This window comes from Actinomadura sp. WAC 06369 (genome assembly GCF_003947565.1).
GTDB lineage: Bacteria > Actinomycetota > Actinomycetes > Streptosporangiales > Streptosporangiaceae > Spirillospora > Spirillospora rifamycini.
This window is the reverse complement of the sequence record NZ_QHJN01000001.1, coordinates 268051-288748: the sequence shown is the minus strand read 5'-3', so window position 1 is coordinate 288748 and position 20698 is coordinate 268051. Positions and strand designations below refer to the sequence as shown.

The 20698-nt window shown below is 74.9% G+C and carries 17 protein-coding genes; 14 read left to right on the top strand and 3 right to left on the bottom strand.

What is annotated here, in order from left to right; genetic code table 11:
- From DMH08_RS01305 to DMH08_RS01260, 10 genes are all read left to right on the top strand, one after another.
- A partial coding sequence (locus DMH08_RS01305; protein WP_325052900.1) for a 3-dehydroquinate synthase family protein occupies positions 1–1312 on the top strand: 1312 nt, incomplete at its 5' end.
- Positions 1309–2577 carry a 3-deoxy-7-phosphoheptulonate synthase gene (locus DMH08_RS01300; protein ID WP_125611049.1) on the top strand — a complete coding sequence of 423 codons (1269 nt, stop codon included), beginning with the start codon at positions 1309–1311 and terminating at the stop codon, positions 2575–2577. The genes DMH08_RS01305 and DMH08_RS01300, both read left to right, overlap by 4 nt.
- Complete coding sequence (locus DMH08_RS01295) at positions 2574–3377, top strand: shikimate dehydrogenase family protein (RefSeq protein ID WP_125611047.1); 804 nt, start codon at positions 2574–2576, stop codon at positions 3375–3377. The genes DMH08_RS01300 and DMH08_RS01295 overlap by 4 nt, the downstream gene beginning before the upstream one ends.
- A gap of 159 nt (positions 3378–3536) precedes the next feature.
- The gene (gene rifK, locus DMH08_RS01290; protein WP_026404010.1) at positions 3537–4697 is read left to right on the top strand and encodes a 3-amino-5-hydroxybenzoate synthase; all 1161 of its coding nucleotides are present in this window, start codon (positions 3537–3539) and stop codon (positions 4695–4697) included.
- The gene (locus DMH08_RS01285) at positions 4694–5770 is read left to right on the top strand and encodes a Gfo/Idh/MocA family protein (protein ID WP_026404011.1); all 1077 of its coding nucleotides are present in this window, start codon (positions 4694–4696) and stop codon (positions 5768–5770) included. Before rifK ends, DMH08_RS01285 begins: the two co-directional genes overlap by 4 nt.
- Before the next feature lie 15 nt (positions 5771–5785).
- On the top strand, positions 5786–6535 hold the full coding sequence (locus tag DMH08_RS01280) for an HAD-IA family hydrolase (RefSeq protein WP_125611045.1): 750 nt from the start codon (positions 5786–5788) through the stop codon (positions 6533–6535).
- A gap of 5 nt (positions 6536–6540) precedes the next feature.
- Positions 6541–7458 carry an ROK family protein gene (locus DMH08_RS01275; protein ID WP_125611043.1) on the top strand — a complete coding sequence of 306 codons (918 nt, stop codon included), beginning with the start codon at positions 6541–6543 and terminating at the stop codon, positions 7456–7458.
- Positions 7459–7466: 8 nt separating this feature from the next.
- On the top strand, positions 7467–8066 hold the full coding sequence (locus DMH08_RS01270) for a dTDP-4-dehydrorhamnose 3,5-epimerase family protein (RefSeq protein ID WP_026404014.1): 600 nt from the start codon (positions 7467–7469) through the stop codon (positions 8064–8066).
- Entirely contained in the window at positions 8063–9025 is a 963-nt protein-coding gene (locus DMH08_RS01265) for a Gfo/Idh/MocA family protein (protein WP_125611041.1), read from the top strand. Before DMH08_RS01270 ends, DMH08_RS01265 begins: the two co-directional genes overlap by 4 nt.
- Positions 9026–9076: 51 nt before the next feature.
- Positions 9077–10282, top strand: coding sequence for a glycosyltransferase (locus DMH08_RS01260; RefSeq protein ID WP_125611038.1), 1206 nt, complete (start codon positions 9077–9079; stop codon positions 10280–10282).
- Positions 10283–10354: 72 nt separating this feature from the next.
- On the opposite strand, the gene mhpA is transcribed toward DMH08_RS01260, so the two are convergent.
- A complete protein-coding gene (gene mhpA / locus DMH08_RS01255) occupies positions 10355–11959 on the bottom strand; it encodes a bifunctional 3-(3-hydroxy-phenyl)propionate/3-hydroxycinnamic acid hydroxylase MhpA (RefSeq protein ID WP_125611037.1) in 1605 nt (534 codons plus the stop codon).
- 250 nt (positions 11960–12209) lie between these two features.
- Between mhpA and DMH08_RS01250 the strand changes: the two genes are divergently transcribed.
- Complete coding sequence (locus DMH08_RS01250; protein WP_199747552.1) at positions 12210–15530, top strand: glycosyl hydrolase; 3321 nt, start codon at positions 12210–12212, stop codon at positions 15528–15530.
- A gap of 168 nt (positions 15531–15698) precedes the next feature.
- Here DMH08_RS01250 and DMH08_RS01245 read toward each other — a convergent pair whose 3' ends face one another.
- Positions 15699–16658 (bottom strand): LysR family transcriptional regulator, encoded by a 960-nt coding sequence (locus tag DMH08_RS01245; RefSeq protein ID WP_125611035.1) that lies wholly within the window; start codon positions 16656–16658, stop codon positions 15699–15701.
- A gap of 94 nt (positions 16659–16752) precedes the next feature.
- Between DMH08_RS01245 and DMH08_RS01240 the strand changes: the two genes are divergently transcribed.
- Genes DMH08_RS01240 through DMH08_RS01230 form a run of 3 tightly spaced genes read left to right on the top strand, consistent with a single transcriptional unit; the run spans position 16753 to position 19705 of the window.
- Positions 16753–18051 carry a CitMHS family transporter gene (locus tag DMH08_RS01240; protein ID WP_125611033.1) on the top strand — a complete coding sequence of 433 codons (1299 nt, stop codon included), beginning with the start codon at positions 16753–16755 and terminating at the stop codon, positions 18049–18051.
- Positions 18052–18072: 21 nt separating this feature from the next.
- Positions 18073–19404, top strand: coding sequence for an acyclic terpene utilization AtuA family protein (locus tag DMH08_RS01235; protein WP_233617331.1), 1332 nt, complete (start codon positions 18073–18075; stop codon positions 19402–19404).
- On the top strand, positions 19385–19705 hold the full coding sequence (locus DMH08_RS01230; protein WP_026403365.1) for an AtuA-related protein: 321 nt from the start codon (positions 19385–19387) through the stop codon (positions 19703–19705). Before DMH08_RS01235 ends, DMH08_RS01230 begins: the two co-directional genes overlap by 20 nt.
- Before the next feature lie 15 nt (positions 19706–19720).
- Here DMH08_RS01230 and DMH08_RS01225 read toward each other — a convergent pair whose 3' ends face one another.
- On the bottom strand, positions 19721–20665 hold the full coding sequence (locus DMH08_RS01225; RefSeq protein ID WP_125611031.1) for an alpha/beta hydrolase: 945 nt from the start codon (positions 20663–20665) through the stop codon (positions 19721–19723).
- Positions 20666–20698 lie beyond the last annotated feature (33 nt).

Sequence of the window (20698 nt, the reverse complement as noted above, 5' to 3'; positions counted from 1 at the left end):
CGTCCGCTCGGGGAGGCCGGGACGCCTGGGAGACGGCGACGTGACGGCGACGACGATCCCGGTGCCCCTCGGGGACGCGGGGACGTCCGGGGCCGGGGGCGGTGGGCACTGTGCCCCCGGCCCCGGACGTCCCGGCCTCCCCGAGCGGACGGGACGCCTGGGAGACGGCGACGTGACGGCGACGACGATCCCGGTGCCCCTCGGGGACCGCTCCTACGACGTGCTCGTCGGGCCGGGGGTGCGCGCGTCGCTCGCCGAGGTGGTCCGGGGACTGGGCGCGAAACGGGCCGTCGTGGTGTCGGCCCGCCCGGCGGAATGGGTGCCCGACACGGGCGTGGAGACCCTCCTGCTGCCCGCCCGGGACGGCGAGCGGGCCAAGACGCTCGCGACGGTGGAGGCGCTGTGCGGCGAGTTCGTGCGGTTCGGGCTCACCCGGTCGGACGTCGTCGTGTCCTGCGGCGGCGGGACGACCACCGACGTCGTCGGGCTGGCGGCCGCGCTGTACCACCGGGGCGTGGCCGTGGTGCACCTGCCCACGTCGCTGCTGGCGCAGGTGGACGCCAGCGTCGGCGGGAAGACGGCGGTGAACCTGCCCGGCGGCAAGAACCTCGTCGGGGCGTTCTGGCAGCCCCGCGCGGTGCTGTGCGACACCGACCACCTGTCGACGCTGCCGCGGCGGGAGCTGCTGAACGGGCTCGGCGAGATCGCCCGCTGCCACTTCATCGGCGCGGGCGACCTGCGCGGCCTGCCGCTCGCCGAGCAGATCGCCGCGAGCGTGACGCTGAAGGCGGGCATCGTCGCGGCGGACGAACGCGACGCCGGGGTGCGGCACCTGCTCAACTACGGCCACACCCTCGGCCACGCGCTGGAGGTCGCGACCGGGTTCGGGCTGCGGCACGGCGAGGCGGTCGCGATCGGCACGGTCTTCGCGGGGCGGCTGGCGGGCGCGCTGGGCCGCATCGGCCCGCCCCGGGTGGCCGAGCACCTGGCGGTCGTCCGGCACTACGGCCTGCCGGCCGCGCTGCCCGCCGGCGTCGACCCCGCGGCGCTCGTCCGCCAGATGCGCCGCGACAAGAAGGCGGTCGACGGGCTCGGCTTCGTGCTGGACGGACCCGCCGGCGCGGAACTCGTGCGGGACGTCCCGGAGGACGCGGTCGTCGACGTCCTCGCCGGCATGCCCCGCGCGCCCCTGGACGAACTGACCGGGCCCGCGGCGACCGGGGCCCCAGCGACCGGCACCCCGGCCACCGACGCCCCCGTGACCGATGCCCCCGTGACCGATGCCCCCGTGACCGATGCGGCGCCGGCATGAGGCGGTTCCCGCACCCCCGGCACGCGGGCGGCCCGGTGGACCGGCTGCTGGCGCGGAAGCTGGACGAGGCGCTGGCCCGGCCCGCCGCGCAGCAGCCGGACTGGCCGGACCCGGACCGGGCGGGCGCCGTCCTCGGCGCGCTGCACCGCGCGGACCCGGTCGTGGAGCCGGCCGAGACCGCGCGGCTGTCCGACCGGCTCGCGGCGGTCGCGCGCGGGGACGCGTTCCTGCTCCAGGGCGGCGACTGCGCCGAGACGTTCGCCGACACCACCGCCCCGCACGTGCACGGCAACCTGCGGGTGCTGCACGCGATGGCGGCCGTGCTCGCCGAGGCGTCCGGCCTGCCGGTGGTCAAGGTGGCGCGGATGGCGGGGCAGTACGCCAAGCCCCGCTCCAACGCCGTCGACGGGCGGGGGCTGCCCGTCTACCGCGGCGACATCGTCAACTCCACGGAACCCGCCCTCGCCGCGAGGACGCCCGACCCCGAGCGGATGGCCCGCGCCCGCGCGCACGCGGCCGAGGCGATGGCCCTGGTCCGCGGGTTCGGCGCGGGCGCGTCCGACGGCGAGGAGACGTTCGTCAGCCACGAGCTGCTCCTGCTCGACTACGAGCGGACCGTGCTGTGGGTGGACGCCGGCGGCCCGGAGCCCCGGCTGTCGAGCGGGCTGGCGCACTCGCTGTGGATCGGCGAGCGCACCCGCGGCCTCGACGGGGCGCACGTCGCGTTCGCGGAGCTGCTGACCAACCCGATCGGCGTCAAGATCGGCCCGAGCGTGACGCCGGAGGAGGCCGTCGAGTACGTGCGGCGGCTCGACCCGCACCGCACCCCGGGGCGGCTGACGCTGGTGAGCCGGATGGGCCACGCCCTGGTCCGCGACCTGCTCCCGCCGATCGTGGAGAAGGTCAACGCCTCCGGGCACGAGGTGATCTGGCAGTGCGACCCGATGCACGGCAACACCCGCACGTCGGGGAACGGCTACAAGACCCGGGACCTGGCGCACGTGGCCGACGAGTTCGCCGGGTTCGTCGAGGTGCACCGGCGCCTCGGCACCCACCCGGGCGGCCTGCACGTCGAGGTGACGGGCGACGACGTGACCGAATGCCTCGGCGGCCCCGCCGCGATCACCGAGCGGGCGCTGCCCGCCCGTTACCTGACCGCCTGCGACCCGCGGCTCAACGCCGGGCAGTCGCTCGACCTCGCCCGGTCCGCCGCGCGGCTGCTGCGCGCCGGCCGCGGGGACGTCCCGCAGAGGAGGCCGCGATGACGGCGAACCACCCCATCAGCGGCACCACCCGGCTGTACGCCGTGGTGGGCGATCCCGTCGCCCAGGTCCGGTCGCCCGCGCTGCTGAACCCGCTGTTCGCCCGGCTGGGCGTCGACGCGGTGCTGGTCCCGGTGCACGCGCGGCCCGAGCACCTGGGGGAGGTCGTCGGCGGGCTGCGCCGCGCCGGCAACGTCGACGGCATCTTCGTCACGGTGCCGCACAAGGCGGCCGCCGCCGCGCTCGCCGACCGCCGCAGCCGGACGGTCGAGATCACCGGGAGCGCCAACGCGCTCCGGCGGGAGCCCGACGGCGCCTGGTACGCCGAGAACTTCGACGGCCTGGGCTTCGTCGCCGGCCTCACGGGCGCGGGCCACGACCCCGCGGGGGCGCGGGTGGCGCTCGCCGGGGCGGGCGGGGCGGGCAGCGCCATCGCGGCCGCGCTGCTGGCGGCGGGCGCGAAGCGGCTGTCGGTCTGCGACCCGGACGCCGCGAAGCGGGACGCGCTGCGGGCGCGGCTGGACGCGCACTGGCCGGGCCGCACCGCCGTCTCGGCCGAGCCGCTCCTCGACGGGGCCGACATCGCCGTGAACGCCACCCCGCTCGGGCTGCGCGCCGGCGATCCGCTGCCATTCCGGCCCGACCGGCTCCCGCCCGGCGCCGTGGTGGCCGACATCATTATGGAGCCCCGCGAAACACGACTTCTCCGTACGGCGGCGGCACTCGGCCACCGCGTCCATTACGGAATCCATATGCTCGAAGGCCAAGTCGGCTCCTACCGCGCCTTTTACGGCCTCGGGTGAGAGCGACGACTACCAGACCGAGGGATGTGGCCGCACAGCGGCCCGAATATTTTGAGCGGAGAGGCTGATCCACTCAATTCGTGCGAGGTGCGGTTGAGCAGCGAGCCCGTCGTTCCAGTGATTTCCCCACTTTGGACTTGAGCGGAGATTCGGAGAGACATGAACGCACGACAGGCGCCCGAATTCCCCCAATGGCCGCAGTACGACGACGCAGAGCGGGACGGCCTGATCCGTGCGCTGGAGCAGGGCCAGTGGTGGCGCATGGGCGGCAGCGAGGTGGACGCGTTCGAGCACGAGTTCGCCGCGCACCACGGCGCCGCGCACGCGCTGGCGGCCACCACCGGGACGCACGCGCTCGAACTCGCCCTGCAGTGCATGGGCGTCGGGCCGGGCACCGAGGTGATCGTGCCGGCCTTCACCTTCATCTCCTCCTCCCAGGCGGCCCAGCGGCTCGGCGCGGTCGCGGTCCCGGTCGACGTCGACGCCGGCACCTACAACCTCGACCCGGCGGCGGTCTCCGCCGCCCTCACCCCGCGCACCCGCGTGATCATGCCGGTGCACATGGCCGGGCTCATGGCGGACATGGACGCGCTCGGCAAGATCTCCGCCGAGTCCGGGGTGCCGCTGCTGCAGGACGCCGCGCACGCCCACGGCGCGCGCTGGCAGGGGCGGCGCGTCGGCGAGCTCGGCGGCGTCGCGGCGTTCAGCTTCCAGAACGGCAAGCTGATGACCGCGGGCGAGGGCGGCGCGGTGCTGTTCCCGGACGGCGACATGTACGAGACGGCGTTCCTGCGCCACAGCTGCGGCCGCCCCCGGGACGACCGCCGCTACTTCCACCGGATCGCGGGCTCCAACCTGCGGATGAACGAGTTCTCGGCGGCGGTGCTGCGGGCCCAGCTGCGCCGCCTCGACGAGCAGATCGCGGTCCGGGACGAGCGCTGGAAGCTGCTGTCCCCGCTGCTCGCGCGGATCGACGGCGTCGTCCCGCAGGCGGACGACGTGCGCGCCGACCGGCACTCGCACTACATGGCGATGTTCCGCGTCCCCGGGATCACCGAGGAGCGGCGCAACGCCCTCGTCGACCGCCTCGTCGCCGCCGGCGTGCCCGCGTTCGCCGCGTTCCGCGCGATCCACCGCACCGAGGCGTTCTGGGAGATCGGGGCGCCCGCGGAGACGCCGGACGCGATCGGGGAGCGCTGCCCCAACACCGAGGCCATCAGCCGCGACTGCGTCTGGCTGCACCACCGCGTCCTGCTGGCGGGGGAGCCGGAGATCCGCGCCGCCGCCGAAATCATCGCCGACCTCGTGGCCTCCGCATGAGCGTCCGGGTGGCGCTGGTCGGGCTCGGCTGGGCGGGGCGGGAGCTGTGGTTCCCCCGGCTGCGCGAGCACGCCGACTTCGAGGTGGTCGCCGCCGTGGACCCCGACCCGGCCGTCCGCGAGGCGTTCCGCGCGGCGACGGGCGTCACCGCGCACCCCGCGGTGGACGCGCTCACCCCGCGGGCGGTCGACCTGGCCGTCGTCGCCGTGCCCAACCATCTGCACGTCGAAGTGGCCGGCGCGCTGCTGGCCGGCGGGATCACCGTCTTCCTGGAGAAGCCGCTGTGCCTCACCCCCGCCGAGGTCGACGTCCTCGCGGTCGCCGAACGCGGCGGCGGGACGCTGCTGGCCGGGAGCGCCGCCCGGTACCGCGCCGACGTCCGGGCGCTGGCGCGGACCCTGCCGGAGCTGGGCGACGTCCGGCACGTCGACCTGGCCTGGGTGCGCGCCCGCGGCGTCCCGCAGGCCGGGGGCTGGTTCACCCGGCGCGACACGGCCGGCGGCGGCGCGCTGCTCGACCTCGGCTGGCACCTGCTCGACACGCTGGCGTACCTGCTCGGCCCGGACCGGTTCGCGCAGGTGGCCGGCGTGACGTCGGACGACTTCGTCAACGCGGCGGAGTGGGGCGCGGCGTGGCGGCGGGACCGGCCCGCCGCCGGCACCGCCGACGTCGAGGACACCGCGCGGGGCTTCCTCGTCCGCGACGACGGCGTCTCGGTGTCGCTGCGGGCGAGCTGGGCCTCGCACCGGGCGCGGGACGTCTCGGTGATCCGGGTCGAGGGCAGCGCGGGCACCGCGGAGCTGCGGTGCACGTTCGGGTTCAGCCCCAACCGGCACCCCGAACCGGCGCTGGCGGTGACCCGCGAGGGCGTCACCGCCCGGCCGGTCCTGCCGGCCGAGGAGATCGGCGCGGAGTACCGGCGGCAGCTGGACGACCTGGTCCCGATGCTCGCGGACCCGGGGCACCGCGGCCGGGCCGTCGCCGAGGCCCGGCCCATCGTGGAAATGATCGAGAGCTTCTACGCCTGCGCGCACTCGGCGCGCGCCCGGCGAACCGTGCCCGCCTTCCAGTAGATCCGGAGATGCCCCATGGCAGTCCACCCGGGCGAACGGCCGGGCGCCCTGGCCGAGCCGCTCGACGCGTCCGAGGCGTTCGACGCGCCCGGCGCGCTCGTCGTGTCCGACGTGTTCGCGGAGAACCGGCACGCCGTCGTCTTCGACCTGGACGGGGTGGTGGTCGACAGCTTCGCGGTGATGCGCGAGGCGTTCGCCGTCGCCTACGCCGAGGTCGTCGGCGACGGACCCGCGCCGTTCGAGGAGTACCGGCGGCACCTGGGCCGCTACTTCCCGGACATCATGCGGATCATGGACCTGCCGCTCGCGATGGAGGAGCCGTTCGTCCGGGAGAGCTACCGGCTCGCCGACCGGGTGACGGTGTTCGGCGGGGTCGCCGAGCTGCTGCTGACCCTGCGGGTCCGCGGGCTGCGGCTCGCCGTCGCCACCGGCAAGAGCGGCCCGCGGGCGCGCTCGCTGCTGGACCGGCTCGGCCTGCTCCCGTTCTTCGAGCACGTGATCGGCTCCGACGAGGTCGACCGGCCCAAGCCCGCCCCCGACATCGTGGAGCGCGCGCTGAGCCTGCTCGGCGTCCCCGCCGGCCGCGCCGTGATGGTCGGCGACGCGCCGACCGACCTGGCCAGCGCCCAGGGCGCCGGCGTCGCCTCGGCCGCCGCGCTGTGGGCCGGCCCCGACGAGGCCGAACTGCTCGCCGCCGGCCCGGACGCGGTGCTGCGGCGCCCGTCCGACCTGCTGGACCTGTGTCCCGCCGTCCCCGGACGTTGACGCGCGTGGCCCCCTACCTCGGCATCGACGTCGGCGGCACCAAGGTCGCCCTCCGGGCCGAGCCGGACGCCGGGCCCGCCGCGGAGACCGCGTTCGCGTGGGGGCCGCGGCACAGCGCCGACCGGGACCTCGCCCAGCTCACCGAGCACGTGGCGGAGCTGCGGGCGAGGACCGGCACCGCGCCCCGGGCGGTGGGCGTCGCGCTGCCCGCGACGGTCGGCCCGGCGGGCCGGGTCGCCGCCTGGCCCAGCCGTCCGGAATGGACCGGCCTGGACCTGGACGCCGCGTTCCGGCGGCTCTTCCCCGGGACGCGCGTCGGCTGGGCCGACGACGGCGACCTCGGCGCGCTCGCCGAGGCGCGCGCGGCGGGCTGCGGCGACCTGCTCTACATCGGTGTCGGCACCGGGATCGGCGGCGGACTGGTCCTGGACGGCGCGCCGGTGCCCGGACCGGGGCGGGGATCGTTCGAGATCGGGCACATCACCGTCGACCTGGACGGCGCGCCGTGCGCCTGCGGGCGGCGGGGCTGCCTGCAGGCGGTCGCGTCCGGACCGGCCACGCTGCGCCGCGCGGAGCGGCTGCGGGGCTCGGCCGTCGCGCCCGCGGAACTGCGGGACGCGCTGCGCGCCGAGCGGTCCTGGGCCGTCGCCGCGGTCGACCGGAGCTGCCGGGCGCTGGCCGCGGCGGTCGCGAGCGTGCGGGAACTGGTCCGGCCGGAGCGCGCGGTCATCGGCGGCGGCTTCGCGGCGGGCGTCCCCGCCGCCGTCGACCGGGTCGCCGCGCACCTGGCCCGGACGGCGCGCCCGGGCCACGACCCGCCGCGGGTGGAGCCGGCCCGGCTGGGCGGCCTGTCGTCGCTGCACGGCGCGCTGGCGCTGGCCCGGCTGGTCGCGTCCGAGGAAACGGCGCCGAGAGAACCCTAGGAGCGTGTATGGACATCGCCCCCATGTCGATCGAGGGCGCCTACCGGATCACCCCCGAGCACAAGGGCGACAACCGCGGCCGCTTCTACGAGGCGTTCCGCTGGTCGGCGTTCGAGGAGCGCGTCGGACGGCCGTTCCGGGTGGCGCAGGTGAACTACTCGGTGTCCCGCCGCGGCACCGTGCGGGGCGTGCACGGCACGGTCGTCCCGCCGGGGCAGGAGAAGATCGTGTCGTGCGTGCGGGGCCGCGTGATGGACATCGCGGTCGACCTGCGCGTCGGCTCCCCGACGTTCGGCTGCCACGACGTCGTCCACCAGGAAGAGGGGTCCGGTGTGTCGGTGTACTTCGCCGACGGCATCGGGCACGCCTTCCTCGCGCTGACCGACGACGCGTGCATGAGCTACCTGTGCTCCCGGGAGTACGTGCCCGGCACGATGATCATGATCGATCCGCTGGACCCGGACCTGGCCCTGCCCTGGAAGCTCCCCGGGCCGCCGATCATGTCGGCGAAGGACCGCGCGGCCCCCACGCTCGCCGAGGCCGCGGCGAAGGACATGCTGCCCACCTACGAGGAATGCCGGCGGTACTACGCCGGGAGCACGGCATGACCGGCCTGCGCGTGGGGGTGCTCGGCTGCGGCGACATCGTGTGGCGCCGCATGGCGCCCACCCTCGTCGCCGCCCCCGGCATCGACGTCGTCGCGACGGGCAGCCGCGACCCCGGCAAGGCCCGGCGCTTCGCCGACCGCTTCGGATGCGAGCCGGAGACGTACGAGGGCGTCCTCAAGCGGTCCGACGTGGACGCGGTGTACGTGGCGCTGCCCCCGGCGCTGCACGCCGCCTGGACCGAACGGGCGCTGGCCGCCGGCAAGCACGCGCTGGTGGAGAAGCCGCTGACCCGCACCCGCGCCGAAGCCGCCGCCCTGTTCGCGCGGGCCGCCGAGTCCGGGCTGGTGGTGATGGAGAACTTCATGGCCCTCCACCACTCCCAGCACGGCGCCGTGGCCGCGATGGTCGCGGACGGCGCGATCGGCGAGGTCCGCGGTTTCGCCGCCGCGTTCACCATGCCGCCGCGACCGCGGGACGACTTCCGCTACCGGCAGGCCATGGGCGACGGCGCGCTGGAGTTCGGCGTCTACCCCCTCCGCACCGCGCTCCACCACCTCGGACCGGACCTCGCCCTCGTGGGCGCCGTCCTCCGCCGGGACGGCACCGTGCAGGCCGGCGACGTGCTGCTGTGCGACGCGCGCGGCGTCCCCGCGCACCTGCGGTTCGGCATGGACCACGCGTACCGCACCTTCTACGAGCTGACCGGGAGCACGGGCAGGCTGACGCTGGACCGGGCGTTCACGCCCCCGCCGAGCCACCGCCCGGTGGTCCGGATCGAACGCCAGGACCGCGTGGAGGAGATCACTCTCCCCGGCGACGACCACTTCGCCAACATCGTCGCGGCCTTCGCCGACGCGGTCCGGGGCCGGGCCGACCTCACCGAATGGACCCGGATGTCGCTCGCACAGGCGGCGCTGGTCGACGAGATCCTCGCGCGGGCGCGGATCGTCGACCTGTGAACCGACACGGATAACGCAGAACGGATGAACCTACGCGGACGGAGTTCCGACATGCGTGCACTGCTCGTCTCGTACGGGTCGCGCGGAGACGTCCAGCCGCTGGCCGGGCTCGCGCTCCGGCTGCGGGACCTCGGCGTGGAGGCCCGGGTGTGCGCGCCGCCGGACGAGGAGTTCGCCGCGCTGTTCGCCGGCATCGGCGTGCCGCTGGTGCCCTTCGGGCCGTCGGTGCGCGGGCTGGTGACCAGGAAGGGGCCGCCCGCGGACTCGGCCGCCGCGCTCGCGGCGGAGATGGTCGCCGCGCACTTCGGCCCGGTCGCCGCGGCGGCCGAGGGGTGCGACGCGGTCCTGGCGGCCGGGATGCTCCCGGCCGGCGTGCGGTCGGTGGCCGAGAAGCGGGGCGTCCCGTACGTGTACGCGTGCTACCACCCGTTCTCGCTGCCGTCCCCGCACTACCCGCCGCTGCCGCGGGCGGGCCGGCCGCACCCGGCGGGCGCGGCCGACAACCGGTCGCTGTGGGACGCCGATGCCGCGATCATGCACGGGCTGTACGGCGCGCCGCTCAACGCCCACCGGAGCGCAGCCGGCCTCCCGCCGGTGGACGACGTCTGCCGCCACGCCTACACCGGCCGGCCGTGGCTGGCCGCCGACCCGGTCCTCGGGCCGTGGGGGGAGCTGCCGGACCCGGACGTCGTGCAGACCGGCGCGTGGGTCCTGCCCGACGACCGGCCGCTCCCGCCCGAGCTCGCCGCCTTCTTGGACGCCGGGACGCCGCCGGTGTACGTCGGCTTCGGCAGCATGCCCATGAGCACCCCGGACGCGACCCGGACGGCCGTCGAGGCGGCCCGCGCGCTCGGCCGCCGCGTCGTCGTCTCCAGCGGCTGGGCCGACCGGGACGGGGTCGCGGCCGGGGACGACTGCCTCGCCGTCGGCGAGACCAACCTCCAGGCCCTGTTCGGCCGGGCGGCCGCCGTCGTCCATCGCGGCGGCGCGGGCACCACGTGGACGGCCGCCCGCGCCGGCGCGCCGCAGGTGGTGGTGCCCCAGCTCACGGACGAGCGGTGGTGGGCCGCGCAGGTGGCCGAGCTGGGCATCGGCGCGGCCGAGGACCCCGCCCCGACCTTCGCGTCCCTGTCGGCCGCGCTCGGGAAGGTCCTGACGCCCGGGACCGCCGCCCGCGCGAAGGCCGCGGCCGACACGGTCCGCACCGACGGGGCCGCGGTCGCCGCGCGGCTGCTCCGCGATCTGATCGGGACCTGATCGGGAACTGATCGGGAACTGACCCGCCCGGCCGGGCGCCGCGCCCGCGCGCCGCCCGGGCCGGGCGGCGCCTCAGCCGGTCGGTGCGGCGGCGCGCAACCGGCCCCGCAGATCGTCCACCAGGTCCGCGGTGGCGGCCGGGCCGCTCGCGGCCCCGAAGACGTGGTAGTCCGGCCGGACGAGCAGGGAGGTCGCGGAGAACCGCGCCAGGTACGGCAGGTAGACGCCGTCCTCGTCCACGACACCCTCGTCCGGTGCGGCCTCGTCCACCGCGTGCTCGTCCGGCGCGCTTCCGGGCGGCAGCAGCCGCACCACGCGGGCGCCCAGGCCGTCGAGGAACGCGCGTCGCTCCGCGTCGAGCACGGTGCGCGGATCGTCCGCCGTCAGCAGGACGAACCCGCGGCCGACCACGTCGTCGAACAACCCGGACGCGCCCCGCCGCCGCACCCGCCCCTGCGGCACGACCTCGCCCGCCGGCGGTTCGGCCGCCGCCGCCCCCGGCCGCCGGTGCAGCAGCCCGGTCGCGAGGGCCTTCGCAGGTTCCGGCCTGGTCGGCGGCTTGCCGCGCCGCCCGGCCAGCACCGTGGCGTCGCGCTCGGCGGCGGCCTCCGCGTCCGTCACGCAGATCACCCGGCCGAGCTGGACCGACGCCAGGATCGCTTCCCTGGCCTGCGCGCGGCGCTCCTCGGCGTAGCTGTCCAGGAGGGACTCGGGGGCCGACCCGCCGAGCGCCAGGTCGAGCTTCCACGCGAGGTTCACCGCGTCCCGGATGCCGGAGCACATGCCCTGCCCGGCGAACGGCGGCATGAGATGCGCCGCGTCGCCCGCCAGCAGCACGTGCCCCACCCGCCACCGCTCGGCCCACCTGGCCTGGAAGATGTAGGTGGTGCTGCGCAGGAGCACGGCGTTGCCGGGGGTGACGTCGAACGGGGCCAGCAGCCGCCACGCCGTCTCCTCCCGGTTCAGCTCGGCCGCGCTCTCGTCCGGCAGCCGCATGAACTCCCAGCGCCGCCGCCCGGGGCCGCTGCCGACCAGGGTCGTGGGCCGGGCCGGGTCGCAGATCTGCACGTTCGTGGGGACGAACTCGCGCGGTTCGCGGAGCTCGACGTCGCACAGCAGCCACTCGTAGGAGAACCCGAGGTCGGTCACCGGCACGTCGAGGCGGTCGCGCACGAAGCTGTTGGCGCCGTCGCACCCGACGACCCACCGCGCGGTCAGGGTCCGCGCGGCGCCGTCCGGGCCGGCGACGGCCACCTCGACGTGCGGGTCGCCGTCGGTGATGTCCACCACCTCGTGCCCGCGCAGCACGGTGACCTCGGGGAGGGCGTCCGCCCTGGCCGCGATCAGCTCCTCCAGCGCCGGCTGGTGCATCGTGTTGGCGTCCGGCCAGCCGTACGGACCGGCCGTCGTGAACGCGATGTCCAGCAGCGCCTCGCCGGCGGCGCTCTGCCACTGGTAGCCGCCGGCGGGTTCGGTGATGCGGCCGAGGTCCGGGCCGATCCCGGTCGCGGCCAGCAGCCGGGCGGTCTCCCCGTCGAAACTGGTCGCCCTGGGCAGCCGGTACGGCCGGGGGCGGCGTTCGAGCACCGCCACCCGCCACCCGCGCCGCCCGAGCAGCACCGACAGGGTGGCGCCGACCGGCCCGTTGCCCACGATGATGACGTCCGCGTCCGTCAAGAAAACCTCACAGGTCCGCGTTTATCGGCAGGCCGAGTTCTGCCCCGGGAAAATGCCGGAGCATTTCCGGAGTGCACGTGGCAGTCCGGCGCCATGCTAGGCAGAACGCGGGGACGCGACATCCCCCAGCCTTATAGGGGCCTGATAGGGGCCTGTCTATCGGCCGTCCCGGAACTACCCACGCTGGTGATGGCCCCGGCGCCCCGCATCGGCAGACTTGGGGAAAACCCGGTCGCGTGGGGAGCAATTCGTGACACGAGCTGGAATATGGCGTGCGCTGGCACCCACCGAGAAACCCCATGCCGGGAGAGAGGCGTACATCGGGTACGCGGTGCGCGTCACCGGCCGTCTGGATCCGGACGCCCTGGGGACGGCGTACGCGGCGGTGCGCCGCGCCCATCCGCAGCTCGCGGCCCGGCTGGAGGCCGGCGGCGCCGGTCCCGTCTTCGCCGCGTCCGACGCCCCGCCGGAGATCCGGGTCCACGACGGGGACCTCGACCGCCCGCTGGCGGGCGCCGAACCGGACCAGACCCGCGCGCTGAGCGCCCTCAACGTCGTCCGCGACGGCGACGACGCGAGCGTGTGCCTGCTGACCCACCACGCCATCGCCGACGCCGACCACTCCCTCGCGCTGCTCGCGACGCTGTGGTCCTGCTACACCGACGCCGTCCGCGGAGTGCCCGTCGAGGTGCCCCGCCGCCCGTTCCCCCGGCCGCTCGAAGAGCTGCTGGCCGAGCGCGGCGTCCACGCGGACGCCCCCGCCGCCGCGGCCGCCCCGCCGTCCCCCTTCGGCGCCGCCTTCGCCCGCCAGTTCGCCGACCCGCCCGCCGACGCGCGGCCGAAGATCCGCTACTGGTGGGCGTGCGGGCAGATCGCGCCGGAGGAGATCGAGGCCGAGATCGAGGCGGTCGCCGACCGCGGGTTCACCGCGGTCGAGATCGCCTGCATGTTCAGCACGGACCCCGGCGAGTACGGCTGGGGCGGCCCGGTCCTCACCGACCGGCTCCGGCGGGCCGTCGAGGCCGGACGGCGGCACGGCGTCCGCGTCGACCTCACCGTCGGGCCGTCCTGGCCGCTGGTCGTTCCCGGCCTGACCCCGGACGATCCGCGGGCCGCGCAGGAACTCGCCTACGGGCGCGCGACCGTGAAGGGCGGCGCGGCCTACGACGGCCCCGTGCCGGCCGCGCCGGAGCCGAAGGCGGGCGTCACCAAGCAGACGCTGGTGGCGGCGCAGGCGGTCCGCTGCGCGCAGGAGTGCACCGGGACCAAGCCCGTCGAGCTGGAGAAGAACTCCCTGGTCGACCTGACCGGGTCGGTCCGCGACGGCCGGATCACCTGGACGGCGCCGGACGGCGGGGAGTGGCTGCTGTTCGGCTACTGGCAGCGCGGCACCGGTCAGGCGCCCGTCTCCGGCCAGTCGGTGTCGGAGCAGGCCGCCCACGTCGTCGACCACTTCAGCGCGGCCGGGGCCGAGGCGGCGACGGGCTTCCTCGACGCGAACGTCCTGACGCCGGAACTGCGGCGCCTGCTGAAGCGCAACGGCGGCGACCTCTTCGAGGACTCCCTGGAACTCGACTCGGCGCAGCACTGGACCTGGGACCTGACGACCCGTTTCCGCACACTGCGCGGCTACTCCCTGCGCGACAACCTGCCGGTGTTGTTCATCGAGAACATCCACCGCCAGTACACGTCCGCCACCCCTGCGGACGAGCCCGACTTCACGTTCGGCGACGGCAGCGGCGAGCGCGTCCGCGACGACTACTACCGCACGCTGACCGACCTCTACATCGACGCGCACGTCCGTCCCCTGCAGAAGTGGGCGCACTCGCGGGGGCTGCGCTACCGTGCCCAGCCCTACGGCACGACGGTCGACACACCGACGATCGACGCGGCCGTCGACGTTCCGGAGACGGAGTCGCTCGTAGGCAGCGGGGGTTACACCGACGAGCCGTCCCGCTGGATCGCCGACGGCGCCGTCCACCTCGGCGGCAAGAAGGTGTACTCGCTGGAGTGCTGCGCCGCTTACAACCATGCCTACGCGCAGACCTGGCCGCAGATGCTGGGGCACTTCAACACGGCCTTCGCGCACGGCGTCAACCAGGTCGTCTTCCACGGGTTCGCCAACGAACGCGCACTCGGCTCGCAGTGGCCGGGCTTCTCCCCGTTCACCATGCAGGCCGGCGGCAACGGCTTCTCCGAGGCCTGGGGTCCGCGGCAGCCCACCTGGGACGACACCGGCGAGATCACCGACTGGACGGCGCGCATGCAGTACGTGCTGCGCCAGGGCCGCCCCTCGGTCGACCTCGCCGTCTACCGGCACGAGTACGGCGCCGAAGTGCAGGTGCCGAACACGGCGGGGTTCACGCACGACTACGTCGGCCCCGACCAGCTGGACGGGACACGGGTGCGGAACCGCCGGCTCGCCCCGGACGGGCCCGCCTACCGCGCGCTGATCCTCGAACGGCAGGCCACGCTCCCGGTGGAGACCGCGCGGCTGCTGCTGCGGCACGCGGAACGCGGCCTGCCGATCGTGATCGTCGGCGACCCGCCGTCCCGGACGCCCGGCGCCCGCGACGCGGCCCGGCAGGACGCCGAGCTGGCACGGATCGTCCAGCGGCTCCTCGCCCAGCCCTCGGTCCGCCGCGTCCCCGACCGCGCGGCGCTGCCCGGGACGCTGCGCGGCCTCGGCGTGCGCCCGTCGGCGGAGACCGGCACGGCGTCCGGGCTGCTCACCGTCCGGCGCGACCTGAACCGCGGGCGTCTGTACTACCTCCACAACCCCACCTCGAAGGCGATCACGGCTTCGGTGGCGCTGGAGGGGAACGGCCGTCCGTATGAACTCGACGCGTGGACCGGTGAGATCACCCCGATCGGCCGATACCGGGCCTCCGAAGGAAGGACGACCGTGCGGGCCGATCTTGCGCCGGGCGGTTCCACCGTGCTCGCGCTGGCCGGTCGCCCCGGCAGGCACGTCACCGCGACGTCCGCCGGCGACGTGGTCATGCAGAACGGCCGTCCGCACCTGCGTGCGACGGAACCCGGCGCCCACACGGTGACCTTCGACAACGGCAAGCGGATCCGCGTGAACGTGCCGAAGGTCGATCGGCCCGTGCGGCTGGACGACTGGACGTTGACGGTCGACGACTGGCATCGGGGCGCCGACGGCTCCCGGGAGATCACCCGGCACGAGATGCGACTCGACGCGCTGCGGCCCTGGTCGCGCATCCCCGAACTCCAGGACGTCTCCGGCGTGGGGACGTACACGACGACGGTGCGGCTCGACGGAGCCGACGGCGCCCGCCTCGACCTCGGCGAGGTCACCGACACCTTCACGGTGACCGTGAACGGGCGCGCGATCCCGCCGTCCGACCAGGTCAGCGGACGGGTCGACCTCTCCGGCCACCTGCGCCCCGGTGAGAACACGATCACGGTCCGGGTGGCGACGCCGCTCCGCAACCGCCTCCGCGTCACCCCCGGATTCCCCGGCCAGGCGCAGCAGGCCCGCCAAGACTACGGCCTCATCGGGCCGGTCCGGCTCGTCCCTCACCGCCAAGTGCCGATCCAGAACTGACGACCGCATCTGAAAAGCATGTTCAGCCCCCGGGCGAAAGCCCGGGGGCTGAACGGGCGAGGGCCGGGCGAGGCGGCGGGCGCCGTAGCTGTTGCTCATCTGGCCGATCCGAAGTCGACCGACCGGGGAGGAGCGAACATCGAGTCCGCACGTATTGATGCGGTCCGGCTATATCCGCTGATCCGCTGGGTGCTGCCGGTCGTTCGTCCATTCCGCGCCGACGAAATGCGGTGACTCTTCCGCCGGGCCTTCTTCGAGCAGCTTCAGGAAGTGCTTGACGACCGGTGCCTGGGGACGTCGCGGGTCGAACAGGATGCCGATCGGGCGGGTGAGTTCGGGCAGGACGAGCCGCCGCCGTTCGAGACGCGCGAACTCGATGAGCGGCAGGACGAGCCCGGGGACGGCCGACACCCCGAGCCCGGCGGCGGCGAGCCCGGCGACGGCGGCGATGTTGCGGGCCTCGGTCACCGGGCCGAGCCGCACCTCGGCCTCGCGCAGCGCCCGGTCGGTGAAGGCGCGGACGCTGCTGGCCGGGTCGAAGGCGATGAACGGCTCGCCGCCCAGCTCCGTCCAGGGGAGCGGATCCGGTTCCGCCGCGAAGCGGTGGTCGCGTGGGAAGACGCAGTAGAAGTGGTCGACGGCGATCTGGCGGAAGCCCAGGCCGTCCTGCGGGCCGGTCGGGACGGTGACCGCCAGATCGACGTGGCCGCCCCGGACCCGGTCGAGGACCTGGCCCAGTAGTCCGTCCTCAATTTGGACGCGGACGTCGGGGTGGTCGCGGCGGAACCGGGACACGATCGCGGGCAGCAGCGTGGCGGCCAGCGAGGGCAGCGCCGCGATCCTGACCAGGCCCCGGGTGCCGGCCAGGAAGCCGGTGAAGTGGCCGATCCCGCGGTCGAACTCCGCCACCACCCGTTCGGCGACCTGGGCGAACTCCTGGCCCGCGGGGGTCAGCAGCACCCGCCGCGTCGTGCGCTCGAACAGCACGACGCCGACGCGGCGCTCCACCTCGGCGACCGTCCGGCTCAGCGACGACTGGGCGAGCCGCATACGCTCGCCCGCGGCCGTGAAACTGCCCTCCCGGGCGACGGCCAGGACGATGCGCAGCTGCTGGATGGTCAGGTCCATGCGCTCTCCGCATCAATGTATGCGCGATCGATGTTGGACGAACAAGAGTGTCGGACCTCACACTCGTCGGCAACCCCGGAAAGGAGGTGGGCACATGGTGGCCGCGCTCGGCTTCGTCACCATCGGGCTGTTCCTCGCCCTGACCCTCACCAGGAAGGTGTCGGTGCTGCTCGCGCTCGTGCTGGTGCCGATCGCGACCGCGCTCGCCGGCGGGTTCGGCGGCGAGCTCGGCGGCATGATCGCCGACGGGATGGTCAAGGTCGCCCCGGTGGCCATCATGATCACCTTCGCGGTGCTGTACTTCAGCCTGATGATCGACAGCGGGCTGTTCGACCCGGCGATCCGCCGGGTGCTGCGCTGGGCCGCGGGCGACCCGATGAAGATCACCGTGGGCACGGCGGTGCTGACGCTGCTGGTGGCCCTCGACGGGGACGGGGCGTCCACGTTCCTCATCACCGTCTCCGCACTGCTGCCCATCTACAAGCGGCTCGGCATGCGGCCGGTGGTCCTGACCGGCGTGGTCTGCCTCGGCGCCGGGGTGATGAACCTGGTTCCCTGGGGCGGCCCGACCGCGCGCGCGATGGCGGCGCTCAAGCTGGACAGCTCCGACATCTTCCTGCCCGTCCTGCCCGCCATGGTCGCCGGGATCGCGTGGGTGCTGCTCGCGGCCTACCTCATCGGACGCCGGGAACGCGCCCGGCTGGCCGAGCGGGGCGAGGCGCTGCCCGACCCGGAGCCGGACGCGGCCCCCGCCGCCGCGGACGCGGCCCCGCGGACGGCACGGGCGCTCTTCTGGTTCAACCTGCTGCTGACCGTCGCGCTGATCGCGGCGCTGGTCGCGCAGCTGATGCCGCTCGAGGTGCTGTTCGCCGTGGCGTTCGTCGTCGCGCTCGCCGTCAACCGGCCGACGTGGCCGCGGCAGCAGGAACTGCTGGAGAAGCACGGCGCCAACGTCATCCTCGTCACCGCGATGATCTTCGCGGCGGGCGTCTTCACCGGCATCCTGGGCGGCACCGGAATGATCAACGAGATGTCCCGCGCCATCGTGTCGGTCGTCCCGGACGCCGCCGGGGGCCTCCTGCCGACCGCGACCGCCGTCACGGGCATGCCGCTCAGCCTGGTGTTCACCCCGGACGCCTACTACTACGGCGTCATGCCCGTCGTCGCCGAGACGAGCGCGGGGCTGGGCGGCGATCCCGCCGAGATCGGCCGGGCGGCGATCCTGGGGCAGATGACCACCGGCTTCCCCCTGAGCCCGCTGACCGCGTCCACGTTCATCCTCCTCGGGATGGCCAAGGTCGAGTTCGGCGCGCACCAGCGGTTCATCTTCGGCTGGGCCTTCGGCACCACGCTCGTCATGACCGCGGTCGCGCTGCTCACCGGCGCCATCTGACCACCGACCATCGGGGCCCCCATGACCGACAGCACGCCCACGAACACCACGTCCATGCGGATCGGGTGCGGCGCCGGGTTCGCCGGCGACCGCGTCGAGCCCGCCGCCGACCTGCTCGACCGCGGCGACCTCGACGTCCTCGTCCTGGAATGCCTGGCCGAGCGGACCATCGCGCTCGGCCACCGCCGCCGGCTGAGGGATCCCGCCCACGGCTACGAGCCGCGGCTGCGCGCCCGGCTGGCGGCGCTGCTGCCCCGGGCGGCCCGGCGGCGCGTGCCGATCGTCAGCAACATGGGCGCGGCCAACCCGCGCGCCGCCGGCGAGGCCGCGCGAGACCTGGCCCGCGAACTCGGACTGGACGGCCTGCGGATCGCCGTGGTCACCGGCGACGACGTGCTCGACCGCATCGACCTCGGCGCCCCCGCCCTGGAGGACGGCAGGCCGCTGGCGGAGCACGGCCCCGTCATCTCCGCCAACGCCTACCTCGGCGCCGACGCGCTCATGCCCGCCCTGGCGGCGGGCGCCGGCGTCGTCCTCACCGGCCGGGTCGCCGACCCGTCGCTGTTCCTCGCGCCCCTCGCCCACGGCCTCGGCTGGGACCCGGACGACCTGCCGCGCGTCGCCGCCGGGACCATGACCGGTCACCTGCTGGAATGCGCGGGGCACCTCACCGGCGGCTACTTCGCCGACCCCGGCCGCAAGGACGTCCCGGGCCTCGCCGACCTCGGCTTCCCCTTCGCCGACGTCGACGCCGCCGGGACGGCCGAGATCGGGAAGCTCCCCGGCACCGGCGGGCTGGTCTCCCGCGCCACCGTCCGCGAGCAGCTGCTGTACGAGATCACCGACCCCGCCGCCTACCTGACCCCCGACGTCGTCCTCGACCTGCGGGGCGTCACCGTCGAGGACGTCCGCCCGGACGTCGTGCGGGTGCGCGGGGCCGCGGGCCGCCCCCGCCCGGACACGCTCAAGGTCAGCGTCGGCTACCACGCCGGGCACCGCGCCGAAGCGGAGATCTCCTACGCGGGCCCGAACGCCCGGCGCCGCGCCGAACTCGCCGGCGAGATCGTCGCGGAGCGGCTCGGACGGGCCGGGGTGCGCCCGCGCACCGGCGTCATCGGCACGCCCGACGGGGAGTGCCGCCTGCGCGTCGCGGCGATCACGCCGACGCCCGGGCGCGCCGACGACGTCTGCCACGAGGTCGAAGCCCTCTACACCAACGGCCCCGCCGGGGGAGGAGGCGTCCGCACCCGGACGGACGAGGTCATCGGCATCGTGTCGACCCTGCTGCCCCGCGAAGCCGTCACTCCCGCCACGCACGTCCTGGAGGTCTCCGGTGCGCACGAGACTGCATGACATCGCGCACGCCCGCGCGGGCGACAAAGGCGATACTTCGACGATCTCGGTCTTCCCCTACCGCGACGAGCACTACGCCGACCTGGTCAGGGAACTGACGCCCGAGGCGGTCCGCCGCCATCTCGGCGTCCGGGGCGACGTGGTCCGCTACGAGCTGCCGAACCTGTGCGCCCTGCACTTCGTGTGCCGCCAGTCCCTCGACGGCGGCGTCACGACGTCCCTCGCGCTCGACACCCACGGCAAGAGCCTCAGCTCCCACCTGCTGTCCCTGGAGGTGGACGTCCGCGCCGCCGCCCCCTGAGCCGCCGAGCGCCGTTCACCAGGGCAGCGGATGGCGGAACTTGGCGTTCAGGAGGGCGCCGATCTCCGCCATCGCCAGGCGGGCGCGAGCGAGGTGGTCGACCTGCATGGCGAACCCGTGCGTCAGGCCCGGGTAGCGGGTCACGGTGGTCTGGACCCTGGCCTTGACGAGGCGGGCCGCGTACCGCTCGCCCCAGTCGCGAACCGGGTCGCATTCGGCCACCGCCACGATCGTCTGGGGAAGGCCGGACAGGTCCTCGGCCAGGATGGGGAGGACGTACGGCGAGGTGGATCCGAATCCCTCGCCGGACAGTTCGCGGAGGTAGCGGATGTCGTCGAGCGTCAGGCCGGGGCCGTGGGCGAACTCCGCGATCGACTCCGCGGCCATGTCGGCGTCCACGCCGGGATAGATCAGCACCTGGCAGCCGAGCGCGGGGCCGCCGTCGTCGCGTGCCTTGAGCGCGACGCCGGCGGCCAGCGTGCCGCCCGCGCTGTCGCCGACGACGCCGATGCGATCGGGATCGACTCCGAGCCGGGCGGCGTTCTCGGCGACCCACGCGGTGGCCGCGCAGCAGTCCTCCAGCTGGGCGGGCACCGGGTGTTCCGGGGCGAGCCGGTAGTCGACGGCGAACACCTTGGCGCCCGAGTAGTGCGCGAGGTTGATCGCCGTCGGGCGGAACGAATGGTTCGAGCCCATCACCATGCCGCCACCGTGGAAATAGACCACGGCGGGAGACGGGGTCCGGCTCCCGGGCGTGTAGACGTCGAGGCGGAGCCTTCCGCCGGGGCCGGGGATCCAGACGGTGTCGATGGCGGCCATGTCCGGCAGCCCCTCGGGATGCGGCAGCCCCTCCAGCCATTCGCGGACGCTCCGGAAACCGGCGTCCGCCATCCGGACGGGTTTCGTCTCGGCCCTGGCTTCCTGCAGCGCCCGCACGTCCGGGTCGAGCCTGGGGTCCATTCGTGCTCCTGAGGGTGTCACGGCGGCGGTGGC

Bases quoted from the DNA above. Each gene is read 5' to 3' on its own strand.
- DMH08_RS01300 (WP_125611049.1), top strand. From the start codon at position 1,309: ATGAGGCGGTTCCCGCACCCCCGGCACGCGGGCGGCCCGGTGGACCGG.
- DMH08_RS01295 (WP_125611047.1), top strand. From the start codon at position 2,574: ATGACGGCGAACCACCCCATCAGCGGCACCACCCGGCTGTACGCCGTG.
- rifK (WP_026404010.1), top strand. From the start codon at position 3,537: ATGAACGCACGACAGGCGCCCGAATTCCCCCAATGGCCGCAGTACGAC.
- DMH08_RS01285 (WP_026404011.1), top strand. From the start codon at position 4,694: ATGAGCGTCCGGGTGGCGCTGGTCGGGCTCGGCTGGGCGGGGCGGGAG.
- DMH08_RS01280 (WP_125611045.1), top strand. From the start codon at position 5,786: ATGGCAGTCCACCCGGGCGAACGGCCGGGCGCCCTGGCCGAGCCGCTC.
- DMH08_RS01270 (WP_026404014.1), top strand. From the start codon at position 7,467: ATGGACATCGCCCCCATGTCGATCGAGGGCGCCTACCGGATCACCCCC.
- DMH08_RS01265 (WP_125611041.1), top strand. From the start codon at position 8,063: ATGACCGGCCTGCGCGTGGGGGTGCTCGGCTGCGGCGACATCGTGTGG.
- DMH08_RS01260 (WP_125611038.1), top strand. From the start codon at position 9,077: ATGCGTGCACTGCTCGTCTCGTACGGGTCGCGCGGAGACGTCCAGCCG.
- DMH08_RS01245 (WP_125611035.1), bottom strand. From the start codon at position 16,658: ATGGACCTGACCATCCAGCAGCTGCGCATCGTCCTGGCCGTCGCCCGG.
- DMH08_RS01240 (WP_125611033.1), top strand. From the start codon at position 16,753: ATGGTGGCCGCGCTCGGCTTCGTCACCATCGGGCTGTTCCTCGCCCTG.
- DMH08_RS01235 (WP_233617331.1), top strand. From the start codon at position 18,073: ATGACCGACAGCACGCCCACGAACACCACGTCCATGCGGATCGGGTGC.
- DMH08_RS01225 (WP_125611031.1), bottom strand. From the start codon at position 20,665: ATGGACCCCAGGCTCGACCCGGACGTGCGGGCGCTGCAGGAAGCCAGG.